The sequence below is a fragment of the Arthrobacter sp. Y3224055 genome (genome assembly GCF_059090825.1).
Genome location: NZ_JBNHGB010000001.1, coordinates 714,166 through 731,067, shown reverse-complemented (window position 1 = coordinate 731,067; position 16,902 = coordinate 714,166). Strand labels below are relative to the sequence as shown.

Here is a 16,902-nt window from a genome sequence, read left to right as displayed (position 1 = left end):
GCTCGGGCCAAGGTGTAGCCTCTATCTGGCCTCAATCCACCCTTTCGCCGAAAGTTGCGTCACGTCCCGATGCTGCTCCGCCTCATCCGCCATTACGGCCGTCCCTACCTTCCCTCCGTGTTCGCCGTGGTGGTGCTGCAGCTGATTGCGACCATCGCCGCGCTGTACCTGCCCAGCCTGAACGCCCAGATTATTGACGAGGGCGTGGCCCGGGGCGACACCGACTACATCTGGAACACCGGCGGCCTCATGCTGGTGGTCAGCCTTATCCAGGTGGCGGCCGCGATCGCCGGGGTTTATTTCGGTTCGAAGGCAGCGATGGCCATGGGCCGCGACCTCCGCCGCGGCATTTTCCACAAGGTCACCGGGTTCTCCGCCCGGGAGGTAGGACGATTCGGCGCGCCGAGCCTCATCACCCGCGGCACCAACGACGTCCAGCAGGTGCAGATGCTCGTGCTGATGGGCCTGAACTTCATGGTGATGGCACCCATCATGTGCGTCGGCGGCGTCATCATGGCGCTGCGCGAGGACCTGCAACTGTCGTGGTTGGTGTGGGCATCGGTGCCGCTGCTGTTCGTCGTCGTCGGTTTGCTGGTCTGGAAGCTGATGCCGCTCTTCCGCATGATGCAAACGAAGATCGACAACATCAACGGGGTGCTCCGTGAGCAGATCACCGGCATCCGCGTGGTCCGGGCGTTTGTCCGCGAGCCCTACGAGGCCAAGCGCTTCGAGAAGGCCAACCGCGAACTGACCGATGTCTCGGTCTCGGTCGGCAACCTGTTCGTTTTGATGTTCCCCTCGATCGGCATGATCCTTCACCTGGCCACGGCGGCGGTGCTGTGGTTCGGCGGACTCCGCGTGGACGCGGGCGAGATGCAGGTCGGTGCCCTGACGGCCTTCCTGCAGTACCTGCTGCAGATCCTCATGGCGGTGATGATGGGCACCTTCATGGCGATGATGATCCCGCGGGCCTCGGTCTGTGCCGAACGTATCGGCGAGGTGCTCGACGTCGAGCCCTCCGTGCATGAACCCGCCGAGCCGCAGCAAGCCCGGGAACCGGCCGGCGTCGTCGAGTTCCGCGACGTCACCTACTCCTATCCCGGCGCCGAGGAACCCGTGCTGCGCAACGTCAGTTTCACGGCGCGGCCGGGGCAGACGACGGCGATCATCGGCAGCACCGGCGCGGGCAAGACCACCTTGATCAGCATGCTCCCGCGGCTGTTCGACGCCGACAGCGGCGAGGTGCTCATCGACGGCGTTCCGGTCACCCGGATGGAGCGCACCGACATCACGGACCGCGTGGCGCTGGTGCCGCAGCGGCCGTACCTGTTCTCCGGCACGGTGGCACACAACCTGCGGTTCGGCGATCCGCACGCCACCGATGAAGAACTCTGGGAGGCGCTGCGCGTGGCCCAGGGCGAGGACTTCGTCCGCGCCAAGGACAAAGGGCTTCAGTCGGCGCTCTCGCAGGGCGGCACCAACGTGTCGGGCGGCCAGCGCCAGCGGCTGTGCATCGCGCGCGCCCTGGTGGCCAAGCCCAAGGTCTACCTGTTCGACGACTCATTCTCCGCGCTGGACGTGGCAACCGACGCCAGGCTGCGGGCTGCCCTCAAGGGGACCACCGGCGACGCGACAGTCATCATCGTCGCCCAGCGCGTCGCCACCATCATCGACGCGGACCAGATCCTGGTGATGGAGCACGGACAGATCGTGGCCCGCGGCACCCACGGGCAGCTGCTGGAGAGCTCGGAGACCTACCAGGAAATTGTTCAATCCCAGACTGCGGTGGAGGAAGCGGCATGACGCCGGACAAGGAAGCCCCGGCCGAGGTGGCCACCGGGCCGGACCCCGTGACGGCGCCAACGCCGGGAGCCGCCGCTGAAGCCGAGGCCGAGGTGTTGGACGAACAGTTCCAGCCGGGCGAGGCCGACCAGGACTTCATGACCGGGACGCCGGTCCGCAAGGCCCAGCACTTCTGGCCGTCCGCCAAGCGCCTGTTTGGGCTGCTGAAGCCGGAGAAGGCCGGGATCATCCTGGTGCTGGTCATGGTGCTGGTGGCAGTGGTGCTTAACGTGATTGCGCCCAAGGTGCTGGGCAACGCCATGGACGTCATCTTCAGCGGCGCGATCGGCGCGAACCTGCCCGCCGGCGCCAGCCAGGAAGAAGTCATCGCCGGGCTCCGCGCCCAGGGCCAGGACCAGTTTGCCGACATGCTCAGCGGCATGGAACTGGTCCCCGGCGTCGGCATCGACTTCCAACTGCTGGGCAACCTGATCCTGCTGGTGCTGGGGATGTACGTGGTCGCGTCGCTGTTCATGTGGCTACAGGGTTGGCTGCTGAACCAAATCGTCATGCGGGTGGTCTTCGGGCTGCGCCGCGAGGTGGAAGCCAAGCTGAACCGGCTGCCGCTGAACTACTTCGACACCCGCCAGCGCGGCGACATGCTCTCCCGGGTGACCAACGACGTCGACAACATCCAGCAGGCGCTGCAGCAGGCGTTCGCGCAGCTGATCATGTCCGCGCTGAGCCTGCTCGGCATCACCATCATGATGTTCATCGTCTCCTGGCAGCTGGCCCTGATCGCCCTGATCGCCCTGCCGCTTTCCGCCGTGGGCGCCGGCCTCATCGGCACCCGCAGCCAGAAGCTGTTCACCGCGCAATGGAAGAACACCGGAGCGCTCAACGGGCACATCGAGGAATCGTTCAGCGGCCATGATCTGGTCCGCGCCTTCGGCCGCGAGCAGCAGTCGGTGGAACAGTTCGACGAAAAGAACGAGGAACTCTACAAGGCCTCGTTCGGCGCGCAGTTCGTCTCCGGCATGATCATGCCGGTCATGCAGTTCATCTCCTACCTGAGCTACGTGGGAATCGCCGTGGTGGGCGGCCTGCGCGTGGCATCCGGCTCCATGACCCTGGGCGATGCCACCGCGTTCATCCAGTACTCGCGTGAATTCAACCAGCCGCTGGGCCAGATGGCGGGCATGGCCAACATGCTGCAGTCCGGCGTCGCCTCGGCCGAGCGCGTCTTCGAACTGCTCGACGCCGACGAGCAGGCCCCGGACACCGCCACCGAATCGCTGCCCGCCCAAACCGAAGGGCAGGTCCGGTTCCACAACGTCAGCTTCAGCTACAGCCCCGACAAGCCGCTGATCGAGGACCTCTCCTTCGCGGCGCGGCCGGGCGAGACGGTGGCGATCGTGGGGCCGACGGGCGCGGGGAAGACCACCCTGGTGAATCTGGTAATGCGCTTTTACGAACTGGATGCCGGCCGCATCACCCTCGACGGGGTGGACATCATCGCCCTCAGCCGGGCCGAACTGCGGTCCAAGGTGGGCATGGTGCTGCAGGACGCCTGGTTGTTCGGCGGCTCCATCTACGAGAACATCCGCTACGGCAACCTAAACGCCACCGAGGAAGAAGTGATGGCGGCGGCCAAGGCCACCTACGTGGACCGCTTCGTGCGGGCGCTTCCGGACGGCTATGACACGGTGATCGACGAAGAGGGCAACAACGTCTCCGCCGGTGAGAAGCAGCTGATCACCATCGCGCGCGCGTTCCTGGCGAACCCGTCCCTCCTGATCCTGGATGAGGCGACCAGCTCGGTGGACACCCGCACGGAACTGCTCGTCCAGCACGCCATGGCCGCGCTGCGCACGGACCGCACCAGCTTTGTCATTGCGCACCGGCTCTCCACTATCCGGGACGCCGACGTGATCCTGGTGATGGAGGACGGCAAGATCGTGGAGCAGGGCAACCACACGGAGCTGCTGGCGGCCGAAGGCCCGTACTACCGGCTCTACATGTCGCAGTTCGCGGCGGCCGCGGATCCGGTGTCCTGATCCCCTGAACGGGAGGACGACGACGGCGGCGCCCGCTTTGGCGGGTCCCGCACCGCGTGCGGGCCCGCCCGGAGGCGCCGCCCCCAGGTTCCAGGCGCAGGCACCGCCGCCAAGCGCCGCCCACAGGCCCCGCCCACAGGCCCCGCGCGCCGGCACCGCCGTCGGGCTCTTAGCGCGTGGCGCTTTCGGCGATCCGCTCCGCCGCGCGGCGCAGCAGCGGGAGGTGGCTGGCGATGGCCGTCTCCAACGTGTCGGGGGTGCCCAGCATATTGACGCCGACGGCGGCGAGCACCGTGCCGCCGCTATCCCTCACGGGCACGGACAGCGTGCGGTGGCCCTGCTGCAGTTCGCTGTTGTTGACCGCGTAGCCCTGCCGCCGGACCTGCTCGATCTCCTGGCGGAAACGCCAGGTGCTGTCGATGGTCTGCTCGGTCAGCCTGCTGAGGCCGCCGTCGACGGCGGACCGGAGGCCTTCCTCGGACAGCCCGGCCACCAGCACCTTGCCCATCGACGAGGCGTGCGCCGGAATCTTGGCGCCGACGGTCAGCCCGGCGCGGATCATGCGCGGCACGCGGGTGGCCGCGATGCAGATGACGTCGCCGCCGGCCAGCACGCCCGCCGTGCACGGTTCGTTGAATTCCCCGGTCAGCCACTGGACCGCCCCGCGGGAGGCCCGGACGAGCGGAGAGCCCGCGACGTAGCCGTGGCCCAGCTCCAGGGCCTGATGGGCCAGCGAGAACAGATCATCCCGGCAGCGCACATAGCCAAGGCTGACCAGCGTCCGGAGCACCCGCGCGGTAGCCGCACGGTTCAGGCCGGCGCGGGCGGCAACCTCGGCCGCCCGCATCTGCGGATGACCGTCATCGAAGACGCTTAACACCGACAGGCCGCGCGCCAGGGTGCGTGCGGACGGCTCTGTCAAGGCCCTGGCCGCGGGCGCGTCGGAGGTGATGCTCATCACCGTCGAGGATACCCGGCAGGCCGCCGGATCGTGACGGCGGCTGCCTGCGCAGCGCTACTCGGTGGCGCCGGACTGGTCCTCGAGGACGCCGCGGACGGAGGACTCGGGAACCCACATCACGTCCCCGTGCTCGGCGTTGGCCACCCGGGCCATCACGAAGAGCAGCCCGGAGAGCCGGTTGAGGTAGCGGCCGGTCTCGGAATTCACCACGTCGCCGTACTCATCCAGGGCCGCCCAGACCGCGCGTTCGGCGCGGCGCACCGCCGTGCGGGCCTGGTACAGCAGCGCAGCGGAGAGGGTTCCGCCCGGCAGCAGCATGCCGCTGAGGTCCTTGGCTTCCTGCCTGAAGTGGTCGATGGCGCGTTCCAGCCGCTCCACATGCTCGGGGATGATGCGGGCGTCCGCCGCCTGATTGCCGCGATACGGCACCAGCAGGTCGGCCATCAGGTCGAACAAGTCGTTTTGGACGCTGACCAGCATGGCGCTGACCTCCGGGGACACGCCCCCGCTCGCCATGGCCACGGCCACCGCGGCGTTGGCGGCATCCACTTCGGCATGCGCGACCACCCTCGGGTCGTTCTTGGACACCTCGCCGTGGCTGCCGAAGGCGGTGTACCCGGTGTCACCATAGTGGTCCATCCGCGTCTGATCATCGCTTTGAAAGTCGCCATCTCCACTCATGCCTGCCATCATACTGACGGGACGTTTGACATCGAAGAGCCGCAGCAAGCCCGGAACGCCGCACGCGTACAGCCGGTGACAACAGTGAGGATCAGTGATGAGCAGCGAATTTACCGGCCCCTTGCCGACTGTCTCCCGGGATACGGGTGATGACGGGCAGCGGGGCTGGAATACCGTCGACAAGACGGTTTTCTTCGTTTCAGGCAGCATTATTGTTGCCATTTGCCTGCTGGGTGTTTTCTTTACCCAGCAGGTGACCGAAGTAACCGGATCAATTCTCGGCTGGGTGACCAACTCCTTCGGTTGGTTGTTCATCCTCGGCGCCACCGGCTTCGTAATCTTTTCGCTGGTGCTGGCCTTCGGCCGGTATGGCAACATTCCGCTCGCGCAGGAAGGCGAAACCACCGAATTCTCCACGTTGTCGTGGATTGCCATGATGTTCAGCGCCGGCATGGGCATCGGCCTGATGTTCTTCGGCGTCTACGAACCGGTCACTCATCTGGCCTCGCCGCCGCCCTTCGTGGATGCCGCTCCGGGATCCCCCGAGGCCGCGAACAGCGCGATGGCCTACACGCTCTTCCACTGGGGTCTGCACCCGTGGGCCATCTACTCGGTGGTTGGCCTGGCCCTGGCCTATTCGACGTACCGGATGGGCCGCGGCAACCTGATGAGTTCGCCCTTCCAGGCGATCTTCGGCAAGGAGCGGATTGAGGAAAAGGGCTGGGGCAAGCCGATCGACATCCTGGCGATCATCTGTACGAAATTCGGTTCAGCGACCTCGCTGGGCCTGGGGGCGCTGCAGATTGCCGCCGGATTGGCGCTGCTGCGGACCGGCCGGTTCGAGGAGAACCCCGGCGTCGTGGCTCCGATCCTGATCATCTGCGTGCTGACGGTGGGTGTGGTGATTTCGGCGGCCAGCGGCGTTGCCCGCGGCATCAAGTGGCTGAGCAACACGAACATGGTGCTGGCCGCGGTGCTGCTGGTGTTCGTCTTCGTGGTGGGTCCCACCGTCTTCATCCTGGATCTGGTCCCCGCCGCGATCGGCGACTACCTGGCCAACATCGTCCCCATGAGCTTCCACTCGGCCGTCTTCGGCGGCACCGAGTGGCTGGCCAACTGGACCATCTTCTACTGGGCGTGGTGGATCTCCTGGACCCCCTTCGTGGGCACGTTCATCGCCAAGATCTCCCGCGGGCGGACCATCAAGGAATTCGTCCTGGGCGTGCTGCTGGTCCCCACCGCCGTGAGCGTGGTCTGGTTCTCGGTGTTCGGCGGTGCGGGCATCCACCTCCAGCTGGGCGGTGAAGATATTGCCGGGACCGGAGACGAGGCGGCCGGTTTCTTCGCAACCCTGCAGAACTATCCGTTCTTTTTCGGCGCGGCCATCGTGGTGATGGTGCTGACGGCGGTGTTTTTCGTCAGCGGCGCCGACGCCGGCGCCGTCGTGCTGGGAACGCTTTCCTCCCGCGGCCGAAAGGAGCCGTGGAAGCCGCTGGTCATCCTCTGGGGCGTTCTCACCGGTACCGTCGCGGCCGTGCTGCTGTTCGTCGGCGGGCTCGACGCGCTGCAGACGTTCACCATCCTGGCGTCAACGCCCTTCGTGCTGATCATGGTGGGACTCTGCCTCTCGCTGTACGTGGACTTGCGCCGGGATCCGCTGCGGCAGCGGCGCATGGGTCCGGTGCGCGGAGCCGTCAGCGTCCCCAGCACCGTGCCGTTCGCGGTGCCGGTGACGTCCGAGACGCCGGTCGTCCAGCCTGGCCAAGCCGGGCGCATCAATGGTTCCGGCGGCCCCGACCATCCCGCGGGCGGACTGCCGGAGGACCTCGGGGACGGCAAAAAACACGGACACCACGCGTAGCCGGGACTAGCTGGAAGGTGGCGGGACCGGCGCGGCTTAGCCGGTCCCGCCCGCCCGGCAAGTTACCACCGGGTAACATGGCGGCATGCACCTGATCTTCCGCACCCTCCTGCTGCTGCTGACGGCCCGCCGCCGTCCTGCCCTGGACATATGGGATTCGTCCACGCTGTCCCTGCGCGTGCTGCCCACCGACATCGACATCGCCATGCACGTCAACAACGGGATGTATTTCTCCCTGATGGACCTCGGCCGCTTCGAGCTGATGGTGCGCGCCGGCGTGTGGGACACCTTCCGCCGCAAGGGCTGGTCGCCGGTGGTCGGCGCGGAGACCATTTCCTTCCGTAAATCGCTCACACTCGGCCAGCAATACAGCATCGAAACCCGGATCATCGGATTTGACGACCGCGCCATCTTCTTCGAGCAGCGCATGGTGGCCGACGGCGAAATCCATGCCCGGGCCTACATCGCCACCCGGCTGGTTTCCAAGCAGGGACCGGTCTCCAATGAGGAGATCTTCGCCGCCGTCGGCCAGCGGCCGCCGGCGGACCTGGTTTTGCCCGAATGGCTGCACGAGTGGCGGGAGAACAACGCCCTGCCCAGCACCCGACGGCCCGCCCCGCACCGCTGGGTGCGCTGACTCTGGTCGGCCGCAGCCCGTTCCCCTAGGCTATGGGAAAGGAGGTGAGCGGTCATGATCGCAGCACCCGGAGACCGCATCGTCATCAGGGGCAGGACGGTGGACTCGGCTGACCGGCACGGCGAAGTCATCGAGGTCAGGGGCGACGGCGGAGCCCCGCCCTACTTCGTGAGGTTCGACGACGGCCATGAGAGTGTCGTCTTCCCCGGCACGGACTGCAGCATCGAGCACGCTGCCGGGTAAGAAGCCGCTGCCGGGTCAGAAGCCCGCTGCAGGTCAGGCCCGAGCCGGCTAAACGGCCAGCCGGCGGGCGCGCAGGACGCTGTCCGTGATCGTGGCGGTCTGCCCGTCCGGGCCCGTGACCTCGCGGGGGACGGAGTCGAGCGTGTCGAGGGCCCAGTCCGGGGAACCTAGTCCGAGTGCATCGGCCAGCTCCCCGGCCGTGGGCAGAGGTTCCTCGGGTTCCGGATGTCCCGACCAGGGCGGAAACGATTCGTGGCCGACAACCAGCAACGTGCCGCCGAGTGCTACCGCGCGGGCCGCCGTAGCGAGAATGGCGTTCCGCGGCAGCTCGACCGGCGAATGCAGGAATTGGGCGCAGACCAGATCGTAGCTTTCCTGTGGTTCCCAGCGGGCCAGGTCCTGTTGGAGCCACCGGATGCGGTCCGCAACACCGGCTTCGTCGGCGTGTTTGGACGCCCGTTGCAGCGCGAGCCCGGACATGTCGAGGCCGGTGACCGTCCACCCCTTGCCGGCGAGCCAGATGGCGTCCGCGCCCTCGCCGCAACCCAGTTCCAGGGCGGTGCCGGGCGGCAGGCCGGAGACCTCGCGGACCAACATGGCGTTCGGCCGGCCGCTCCACACCTGGTCCCGTTGGCTGTAAAAGGACTCCCAGAACTGGTCGGGCTCTTCCCGGCGGTCGTGATGATGCTCCATGCCTGGAGACTCTACGCCCGCGAGGTGACGGCGGCGACTGCCCGGCGCCGGCCCCCCACGGGCGGGGAGGGAAGAAATAAAGACGGGCACCGCCGTCGTTGTGCAGGATGTGTGCCCGCGGCAACCACCCCGGGCGTCCCGCGACGAAAGGCCCCGCCGACGTGAACGTACCTCTGTCCATCCTTGACCTGGCAACCATCGGCACCAACGAAACCGTGGGCGAAAGCCTGGCCGGCAGCGTGTCCCTGGCGCAGCGGGCGGAGGAACTGGGCTACCGGCGGGTGTGGTACGCCGAACACCACAACATGGCGTCGATCGCGTCCTCGGCCACCAGCGTGCTGATTGCCCACGTGGCGGCGCATACCAACAGCATCCGCCTGGGCGCCGGCGGCATCATGCTTCCGAACCATGCCCCGCTGACCATCGCCGAGCAGTTCGGCACGCTGGAGGCGCTCCATCCGGGGCGGATCGATCTGGGCCTGGGCCGCGCACCGGGCAGCGACCAGAACACTTTGCGGGCGCTGCGCCGTGATCCGATGAGCGCCGATTCGTTCCCGCAGGACGTGCTGGAGCTGCAGGGCTACCTGACCGGACAGTCGCGCATCAAGGGCGTGGATGCGACACCGGGCAAGGGCACCAACGTGCCGCTGTACATCCTGGGCTCCTCGCTGTTTGGCGCGAAGCTGGCCGCGGCGCTGGGGCTGCCGTACTCGTTTGCCTCGCACTTCGCGCCCAACGCGCTGCAGGACGCCGTGTCCGTCTACCGCCGCGAGTTCCAGCCGTCGGAGCAACTCGCCGAACCGTACGTGATCGCCGGTGTGAACGCCATCGCCGCGGACAGCAACGAGGAAGCGCAGGAGCAGTTCCGGATTGTCCGGCGCAGCCGGGTCTCGCTGCTGTTCGGCCGCGACCGGAGCTTTACCGATGAGGAAGCGGATCTCATCCTGGACTCGCCGCAGGGCCAGCACGTGGAGCAGATGGTGAAATACTCGGCGGTCGGGACGCGCGAGGCGGTGGCGGAGTACCTGGAAGGCTTCGCCAAGCATGCCGGCGCCGACGAGCTGATCGTGGCGTTCCAAGCCCCGATCGTCGCACAGCGGCTGCGCGCGCTGGAGCTGACGGCCCAGGCCGTCGGGCTGGCCGCCTGAGCCGCCGTCGTCGGGTTATTGTTTGGCCGCGATGTAGTAGGCGTTGAACGGGTCCTGCTCGACGTCCTTGACGACCGTTCCGGAAAAGCCCGCATCCGCCAGCATGGACAGGGCGAGCTGCTGGCCCCAGGCCGTGCCCAGTCCCGCACCGCCCTGGCCCAGCGAAACGCTCATGCAGTGCATCACCGAAATGGTGTAGAGGAAGCCCGCCCAGGGCAGCGACACGTTGTCCTCCACGTTGCTGGAGGCCTTCATATCCACCATCAGGAAGGTCCCGCCGGGCCGCAGGGCCGCGTGGACCTCGGCGAGCACGCGCGCCGGCTGGGCCTGGTCATGGACGGCGTCGAATGCGGTGACCAGGTCGAACCGTCCCGGTTCCTTCAGCTCGGCGACGTCCCGGACCTCGAACGAGGCATTCTGCAGGCCCATGCGCGCCGCTTCCTGCCGTGCCCGGGCGATTCCCTCCGGCGAGAAGTCGTAGCCGGTGAACCGGCTGGCGGGAAACGCCTGCGCCATCAGGTTGATGGCGTGCCCGCTGCCGCAGCCGACGTCGGCCACGTCGATGCCCCGGCGCAGGCGTTCGACCAACCCGTCGGCCAGCGGCAGGATCTCCTCGATCAGTCCGGCGTCGAAAACCGCCGAGCTTTCCTCCGACATCAGCTGGTGGAAACGCGGATAGTCGGCATAGGACAGCCCGCCGCCCTGGCGGAATGCGGCGACGACCCCCTCCTCCACGCCGCCGAGCAGGGGGATGTACTGAAGCAGCCGCGCTAGGTTGTCGGGGCCGGCGGCCCTGGTCAGCGAGGCGGCGTGTTCTGCCGGCAGCCGGTAGGTGCGGGAAACCGGGCCGTAGGCCACCACTTGCGACGCGGCCAGGCCGTTGAGCCATTCGCGCACGTAGCGCTCGTCCAGTTCTGCGGCGTCCGCGATCTGCTGGCTGGTGGCCGGCGGCAACGCCGCCAGGGTGTCGAACAGCCCGGTCTGGTGACCGATGCTGGCCAGCATGGCCAGCGCGCCGTCGTTCAGGATGGTCAGGCAGCGCTGCGCGAACGCTTCGGCGGCCTCGGTGTCGAACTGCCCGGCAGCTTCCTGGATGGTGGTCATGGCTTCTCCCGTGGTCCGGAAGCAGGCACCTGTTGCCTGCTGAATCTCACGGTAGGGAGCCGGCGGCACCGGGAACATCGGGCAAGGTCTGTGGGCTCGGGCGGCGCGGATGGGGCAAAAGATGCAGGCGTCAGGCTCGGGCCAGCCATGCGGGCGTCAGTGCCTGCCTCCGTTGCAGGCGTCAGGGTCTAGCCAACGATGCAGGCGTCAGCGCCGCGTCAAGGGAGCGGTAACGTCGTGCTCGTGGGCCCACGCGGCGGCCGCGGTGCGGGACGAGACACCGATCTTGAGGAAAATATTGGCCAGATGCCTGCCGACCGTCTTCTGGCTGATGAACAGTGCGGCTGCCGTTTCCTTGTTCGTGGCACCGCGGGCGATGCAGGCAAGTACCTCCGCTTCCCGATCCGTCAGGCCGCCCGGGGACCTTTGGCCGTCCAGGCGGCGCACATCCGGCTCCGCCCCGAGCTCCCGGTAGATGGCCAGGGCCGTCGCCTCTTCCGACGCCGCGGTCTCCGGCTGGCCCAGCTCGCGGTGCACGGCCGCGAGCAGTTCGTACACCCGCGCGGTGTCGTGCCGGTGATGCAGGGAACGATAACCCTGCAGCGCGGACCTCAGCACGGAGAGGGCCTGCGCGGCCTGGCCGCCGGAAAACAGCAGGACCCCGCGGGCATGCCGTGCCCAGGCCAGGAAACCGGGGCTGCTGAAGTCACCGGCAGATTGCTCCAGTTCGCGGCAGTATTCCTCGGCTTCCGCCGTCAACTTCAGTTGCACGGCGAGTTCTACCGCGGGGAGCAGCATTTGTGCCCGGGTCAGCCGATCGTTGGACTCCAGTGCTGCCGACAGGCCGGCCCACGCGGCGTCGAGATGTCCGCGCGCGGCCAGCAGTTTGGCCTCGCCGGGCTGTGGCTCAACACCTAAGTCCCGCGCCCTGGCGTAGGAGTCGGCGGCGCCCTGCAGGTCACCGCGCAGCCGCCGCAGCTCGCCGAGTTGGTAGTACCCTTCACCGGCGGCCCACACGTTTCGGTCCGCCAGTTCCGAGCTGCTTTGGGCAATCTCGCGTTCCACTCCGTCCCAATTGCCTTCTATGCTGCGGATTTGGAGCCGGTGGATGTGGCACACGCCGGAAAAGACCATGCCGCCCGCCAATTGCTCGCACCAGCGCTCGGTGGCTTCGGTCCATGCCCGCATCCGCGGCAGGTCGGCCAGCTGGTAGCAGGCGTGGAGTACCGTGCAATAGATGTCTCCCGACCAGGTTGGGGGCACCTGCCCGGCGAGGACCGGGAGCATCGCCTCGTCCAAGGCCGCGAAGCCCGAGGCCGTCCGCCCGGCCCGCAGATCGGCCAAACCTGTCAGGGTGAGGCTGAAGGAATGCAGCACGGGCGCGTTGAACCTCCGCCCCATCTGTTGCAGCTCCTCGGCGGCGGCCAAGGCCGGCTCCGGGTCTTCGGCAAACAGCAGCGCGTTGACGGTGTCCAGATACAGCAGGTAGCCGTGGACGGGGCTCTGCGGGGCATCCAGCAGCATGCGCCTGGCGCGGTTGATCCAGCCGGAGGCGATCATCAGGTCCCCGCGCAGCGTCCACAGCAGACCCAGATCCAGAGCCTTCATGGCGGCAGCGAGTTTTTCGCCGTCGTTCTCGTAGCGGTGGAAGACTTCCTCGGAGTCCATTACCGATTCGCGGACATCCCCCACCCACCAGGCGGCGTCGCCCAGCCGGGCCAGATCCTCCACGTCCAGTGGCGAGAGGCTGCGGGCCTGCTCGAATCCGTCATAGGCTGGGCGCCATTCACCGCGCGCGTAGGCATCGCGTGCAGTAGCCAGCAGTGTTTCGATTGGCTCCATAGCGCTCCTGCATTTCAGGGTAGTCCTCCCGCAGCCGGCAGGGAACTGCGTAATCATCGCCATAATCGGCTTTGCAGCGGAGGGCTGCCGGTACAGTGGTGCCGAAACCGGACCACAGTTTCCGCAAGGAAATGTCCCCGAGAAGGAGCAAACATGAGTTCAGCCGCCGTTGCGCGACAGGGTGTCCTGGCCGACGCCCTGGTCCCGAGCACCGCCTTGGCCAACACCGCGCTGGTTTTCGCCGGGGCAGGCCTGACCGCCGTCATGGCGCAGCTGGCCGTGCCGCTGTGGCCGGTCCCGATCACCGGCCAGACCCTGGCCGTCCTGCTGGTCGGCAGCACGCTGGGCCCGGTCCGCGGCATGCTGTCGATGGCACTGTACTGGGTGGCCGGCGTGGCCGGCATGCCGGTGTTCAGCGATGCATCCTCCGGCCTGGCCGCCGCCGTTGGCCCGACCGGCGGCTACCTGGTGGGCTTCATCGCCGCCGCGGGGCTGACCGGCTGGCTGGCCAAGCGCAACTGGGACAAAAAGTTCCTGGGCGCCACCGTTTCATTCTTGGCGGGCACCGTGATCACCTTCGTCTTCGGCATGGCCTGGCTGGCCATTTCCCTGGGCGCCGACCTGCAGCAGACGCTCGAGTGGGGCCTGTACCCGTTCATCATCGGCGGCATCGTGAAGTCGTTGATCGCGGCAGCCGCCATGCCGGCAGCGTGGAAGCTGGCGGCCCGACTGCCCAAGGACTCCGCCCGCGCCTAGCGGCTGGGTGGCTAAGCGCCTGGGCGGCGGGCGGCGGGCTTTCGCGCGCTGCAGCCTGACAACTTCACAGCGCGACGCCGGTGCCCGGGTGGGGATTCTTCCTCGCCCGGGCACCGGCGTCGTTGTCTGTGGTGTCGGCCGGCGGGCCGGGTGACACCGGTTTTCCCTCTCCCACGCCTGGTCCCACCAGCGTTCACCGACATGATTCCCATGCGCACTCGACACGCATTCCCGCGCACTGGGACACTTATTCTCCCTGCACACTCGAGTGGTGAGAAGATGCAGCGAACCGGGCCGTTTCGCTGCATCTTCCCGCCACTGGATGGTGAGCGATCCGGGTTCGCGGGTCCAGGTTCCACCGTCGCCTCGCTGATCGCATAGGTTGGGATGGTGACGGCGCAGCAGGAAATCAGGGACTTTGTGGTGCGGCTGGGGGAGTTCGAGACGGGCCCGGCGAGCCGCAACTTCTTCTCGGCATCGGTGCCGGCGAACGCACCGCGCCGGCACAACATCGCCAGGTACTTGGAACAGATGCTGGAACGCCGGCCCAAGGTCCTGCTGGTCGGGGAGGCCCCCGGGTACCGCGGCATGACGGTGACCGGAGTCCCCTTCACCAACAAGGCGCTGATTTCAGGGCGTGACCCGTTCGGCATGTTCGGCCCGGGCAACGGTTACGTGGTTCCGCCGGAGGTCCTGACCGTGCCGGCGGAGCCGACGGCAACGGTGATGTGGAACGTGCTGGCTGAACTGGACTTCCTGCCGCTGCTGTGGAGTGCCTACCCGTTCCATCCGCACCAGCCCGGGCGGCCGCAGTCCAACCGCACCCCATCGGCGCCGGAGATCGCGGCCGGCACGCTCTACTGGCAGGATCTGGCCCGGCTGTTCAGCATTGACGCAGTCGTCGCAGTGGGGAACATCGGGCACCGGAGCGTGACCGCCAGCGGGTTGGACGTGCCCAAGATCCGCCACCCCGCCCATGGCGGCAAGGAACTGTTCCGGCAAGGCCTGCAGGACCTGCTGGACACCGGCGTCATCCGGAGGAACCAATGACACCGTCGGCAGCTCCGGGCCCGGATGCTCTGCGGGCGCTCCGGCGCTGCGGTCAATGAATCGGCCGCCCGGGTGACGACCAAAAGGACTGCGCCGATCTGGCCCATCCAGGGCTTCCGGAAGGGCCAGATCGGCGCAGTCAATGGATGGGGGACTGCCGGTCGGGCTAGACGGCTTCGAGCACGCTGACGTAGTTGGCGATCGCCAGGCCGCCCATGTTGTGCACGGCCGCCCGCCGGGCGCCCGGGAGCTGCATGTCGCCGGCAGTGCCGGACAGCTGCATGGCGGCCACCACGTGCTGCGAGACGCCGGTGGCGCCGACCGGGTGGCCCTTGGCCTTCAGCCCGCCGGACAGGTTCACCGGCAGCTTGCCGTCCCGGTACACCCAGCCTTCCTCGATGGCGCGGCGGCCCTCGCCGGCCGGGGTCAGCCCCATGACCTCATACATGATCAGCTCGGCGATGGTGAAGCAGTCGTGCACCTCCGCCAGGTCCAGGTCCTCCAGCCCCACCCCGGCCATATCCAGGGCGCGCTGCCAGGCGGCGCGGCTGCCGGCGAAGGCGGTGGGATCGCGCTTTTCGGCCGGCATGAAGTCGTTCGCGTGGCCGAACCCTGCCAGCCGGACTGCAGCCGCCGCGGCACCGGAACGCGGCGACTCGGTGCTGAGCACCACGGCGGCGGCACCGTCCGAGACCGGAGAGCAGTCCGTGCGGCGCAGCGGCTCGGCGACCACGGGGTTCTTGTCCGAGACCGTCCGGCAAAACTCCTCACCGAGATCCTTGCGCAGCTGCGCGTAGGGGTTGGCCACACCGTTGCGGTGGTTCTTCGCGGCAATCGAGCCGAGGACGTCGCCCACCTCGCCGTAGCGCTTCTGGTAGTGCTTGGCGGTCTCGGCAAACAGGCCGGCAAACCCGGTGGAGCTCGGCTTGCCGGCGGCCTCGTAGTCGGCGCCCAGCAGGGCAGCGCCCACCACGTCGGCGCCGGCATGGGTCATCTTCTCGGCGCCGATCACCAGCACGTTGTGCGCCGTGCCGGCCAGCAGCGACTTGGCACCCTGCTGAACGGCCGCCGAACCGGACGCGCAGGCGTTCTCCACCCGGGTTGCCGGCACGTTCGCCAGATCGTCGGAGACCTGCAGGGCCAGCGAGGACGCAAAGCCCAGCGGCACCATGCCGGAGTTGAACTGGCCCAGGTAGATCTCGTCGATCTGCCCCGGCTCCAACCCGGCGTTGGCGATGGCCTCCCGGGCCACCCCGACAATCAGCGATTCCAGCGTCTCGTCGGCCAGCTTGCCGAAGGGGGAGTGCCCCCAGCCGGTCAGCAGGATGTCCCGGCCGAAATGTTGCTTCAGGCTCATCAGTGAGTTCCTTCCAGCGCTGTTTCCCGTGCGCCGGCCGGTTCGGCGGCGGCTTCGTCCAGTTCAGGGGCGACGGCGAAGTCCGGCTCGGTCTTCTCCCGCACCTCGGCCACGGTGACCCCCGGCGCCAGGCGGACCAGCCGCAGCGGGAGGGCACCGCCGTCGTCGTCAATGTCGAAGACGGCGAGGTCCGTGATGATCCGGTTGACCACCTTCACTCCGGTCAGCGGCAGCGAGCATTCGTTGACGATCTTGGGCGTGCCGTCCTTGGCGACATGCTCGGTGAGCACCACCACGCGCGGGGTACCGGCGACCAGGTCCATGGCGCCGCCCATGCCCTTGACCATCTTCCCGGGGATGGTCCAGTTGGCCAGGTCGCCCACGGCGGAGACCTGCATGGCGCCCAGGACAGCGGTCTTCACGTGGCCGCCGCGGATCATGCCGAAACTGGTGGCCGAATCGAAGATGGAGCCGCCGGGCAGCACCGTGACGGTCTGCTTGCCGGCGTTGATCAGGTCGGCGTCCTCGTCGCCCTCGTACGGGAACGGGCCCATCCCCAGCAGGCCGTTTTCGCTCTGCAGCACCACCCGCACGCCTTCCGGCAGGTTGTTGGCCACCAGCGTGGGGATGCCGATGCCCAGGTTGACGTAGTCTCCGTCGTTCAGTTCGGCGGCCGCGATGGCCGCCATCTCGTCACGTGTCCAAGCCATGATGTGCTCCTTCTGGTCTG

General features: G+C 67.8%; 15 protein-coding genes. 8 read left to right on the top strand and 7 right to left on the bottom strand.

What is annotated here, in order from left to right; all coding sequences use genetic code 11:
* The first annotated feature begins 69 nt into the window (after nt 1-69).
* Nucleotides 70-1,803, top strand: coding sequence for an ABC transporter ATP-binding protein (locus AC5RTY_RS03480; protein WP_494138972.1), 1,734 nt, complete (start codon nt 70-72; stop codon nt 1,801-1,803).
* A complete protein-coding gene (locus AC5RTY_RS03475; protein ID WP_494138971.1) occupies nt 1,800-3,839 on the top strand; it encodes an ABC transporter ATP-binding protein in 2,040 nt (679 codons plus the stop codon). Before AC5RTY_RS03480 ends, AC5RTY_RS03475 begins: the two co-directional genes overlap by 4 nt.
* 169 nt (nt 3,840-4,008) lie before the next feature.
* Here AC5RTY_RS03475 and AC5RTY_RS03470 read toward each other — a convergent pair whose 3' ends face one another.
* Nucleotides 4,009-4,797, bottom strand: a complete 789-nt coding sequence (locus AC5RTY_RS03470) for an IclR family transcriptional regulator domain-containing protein (RefSeq protein ID WP_494138970.1) — start codon at nt 4,795-4,797, stop codon at nt 4,009-4,011.
* Nucleotides 4,798-4,854: 57 nt separating this feature from the next.
* Nucleotides 4,855-5,481 (bottom strand): cob(I)yrinic acid a,c-diamide adenosyltransferase, encoded by a 627-nt coding sequence (locus AC5RTY_RS03465; RefSeq protein ID WP_494138969.1) that lies wholly within the window; start codon nt 5,479-5,481, stop codon nt 4,855-4,857.
* A 97-nt stretch (nt 5,482-5,578) separates the two neighbouring features.
* Between AC5RTY_RS03465 and AC5RTY_RS03460 the strand changes: the two genes are divergently transcribed.
* The 3 genes from AC5RTY_RS03460 (at nt 5,579) to AC5RTY_RS03450 (ending at nt 8,222) form a co-directional block, all read left to right on the top strand.
* The gene (locus AC5RTY_RS03460) at nt 5,579-7,342 is read left to right on the top strand and encodes a BCCT family transporter (RefSeq protein WP_494000891.1); all 1,764 of its coding nucleotides are present in this window, start codon (nt 5,579-5,581) and stop codon (nt 7,340-7,342) included.
* Between the two features lie 85 nt (nt 7,343-7,427).
* Entirely contained in the window at nt 7,428-7,979 is a 552-nt protein-coding gene (locus AC5RTY_RS03455) for an acyl-CoA thioesterase (protein WP_494000890.1), read from the top strand.
* 54 nt (nt 7,980-8,033) lie between these two features.
* Nucleotides 8,034-8,222 carry a DUF1918 domain-containing protein gene (locus tag AC5RTY_RS03450; RefSeq protein WP_494025179.1) on the top strand — a complete coding sequence of 63 codons (189 nt, stop codon included), beginning with the start codon at nt 8,034-8,036 and terminating at the stop codon, nt 8,220-8,222.
* A gap of 48 nt (nt 8,223-8,270) precedes the next feature.
* On the opposite strand, the gene AC5RTY_RS03445 is transcribed toward AC5RTY_RS03450, so the two are convergent.
* Nucleotides 8,271-8,915, bottom strand: coding sequence for an SAM-dependent methyltransferase (locus AC5RTY_RS03445; RefSeq protein ID WP_494138968.1), 645 nt, complete (start codon nt 8,913-8,915; stop codon nt 8,271-8,273).
* Nucleotides 8,916-9,076: 161 nt separating this feature from the next.
* On the opposite strand from AC5RTY_RS03445, the gene AC5RTY_RS03440 reads away from it, so the two are divergent.
* A complete protein-coding gene (locus AC5RTY_RS03440) occupies nt 9,077-10,063 on the top strand; it encodes an LLM class flavin-dependent oxidoreductase (protein WP_494138967.1) in 987 nt (328 codons plus the stop codon).
* A gap of 15 nt (nt 10,064-10,078) precedes the next feature.
* Here the strand turns inward: AC5RTY_RS03440 and AC5RTY_RS03435 are convergent, their stop codons facing one another.
* Nucleotides 10,079-11,167, bottom strand: coding sequence for a class I SAM-dependent methyltransferase (locus AC5RTY_RS03435; RefSeq protein WP_494138966.1), 1,089 nt, complete (start codon nt 11,165-11,167; stop codon nt 10,079-10,081).
* A 207-nt stretch (nt 11,168-11,374) separates the two neighbouring features.
* Nucleotides 11,375-13,009: a LuxR C-terminal-related transcriptional regulator gene (locus AC5RTY_RS03430; RefSeq protein WP_494013711.1), complete on the bottom strand. Its 1,635-nt coding sequence runs from the start codon at nt 13,007-13,009 to the stop codon at nt 11,375-11,377.
* 153 nt (nt 13,010-13,162) lie between these two features.
* Here AC5RTY_RS03430 and AC5RTY_RS03425 point away from each other — a divergent pair, with 153 nt between their 5' ends.
* Together AC5RTY_RS03425 and AC5RTY_RS03420 are read left to right on the top strand one after the other, a co-directional pair.
* A complete protein-coding gene (locus AC5RTY_RS03425; RefSeq protein WP_494013712.1) occupies nt 13,163-13,765 on the top strand; it encodes a biotin transporter BioY in 603 nt (200 codons plus the stop codon).
* A gap of 390 nt (nt 13,766-14,155) precedes the next feature.
* The gene (locus AC5RTY_RS03420; RefSeq protein WP_494013713.1) at nt 14,156-14,815 is read left to right on the top strand and encodes a uracil-DNA glycosylase; all 660 of its coding nucleotides are present in this window, start codon (nt 14,156-14,158) and stop codon (nt 14,813-14,815) included.
* A 166-nt stretch (nt 14,816-14,981) separates the two neighbouring features.
* Here AC5RTY_RS03420 and AC5RTY_RS03415 read toward each other — a convergent pair whose 3' ends face one another.
* Nucleotides 14,982-16,172: an acetyl-CoA acetyltransferase gene (locus AC5RTY_RS03415; RefSeq protein WP_494127580.1), complete on the bottom strand. Its 1,191-nt coding sequence runs from the start codon at nt 16,170-16,172 to the stop codon at nt 14,982-14,984.
* On the bottom strand, nt 16,172-16,882 hold the full coding sequence (locus tag AC5RTY_RS03410) for a CoA transferase subunit B (protein WP_494127579.1): 711 nt from the start codon (nt 16,880-16,882) through the stop codon (nt 16,172-16,174). The genes AC5RTY_RS03415 and AC5RTY_RS03410 overlap by 1 nt, the downstream gene beginning before the upstream one ends.
* Between the last annotated feature and the right edge of the window lie 20 nt (nt 16,883-16,902).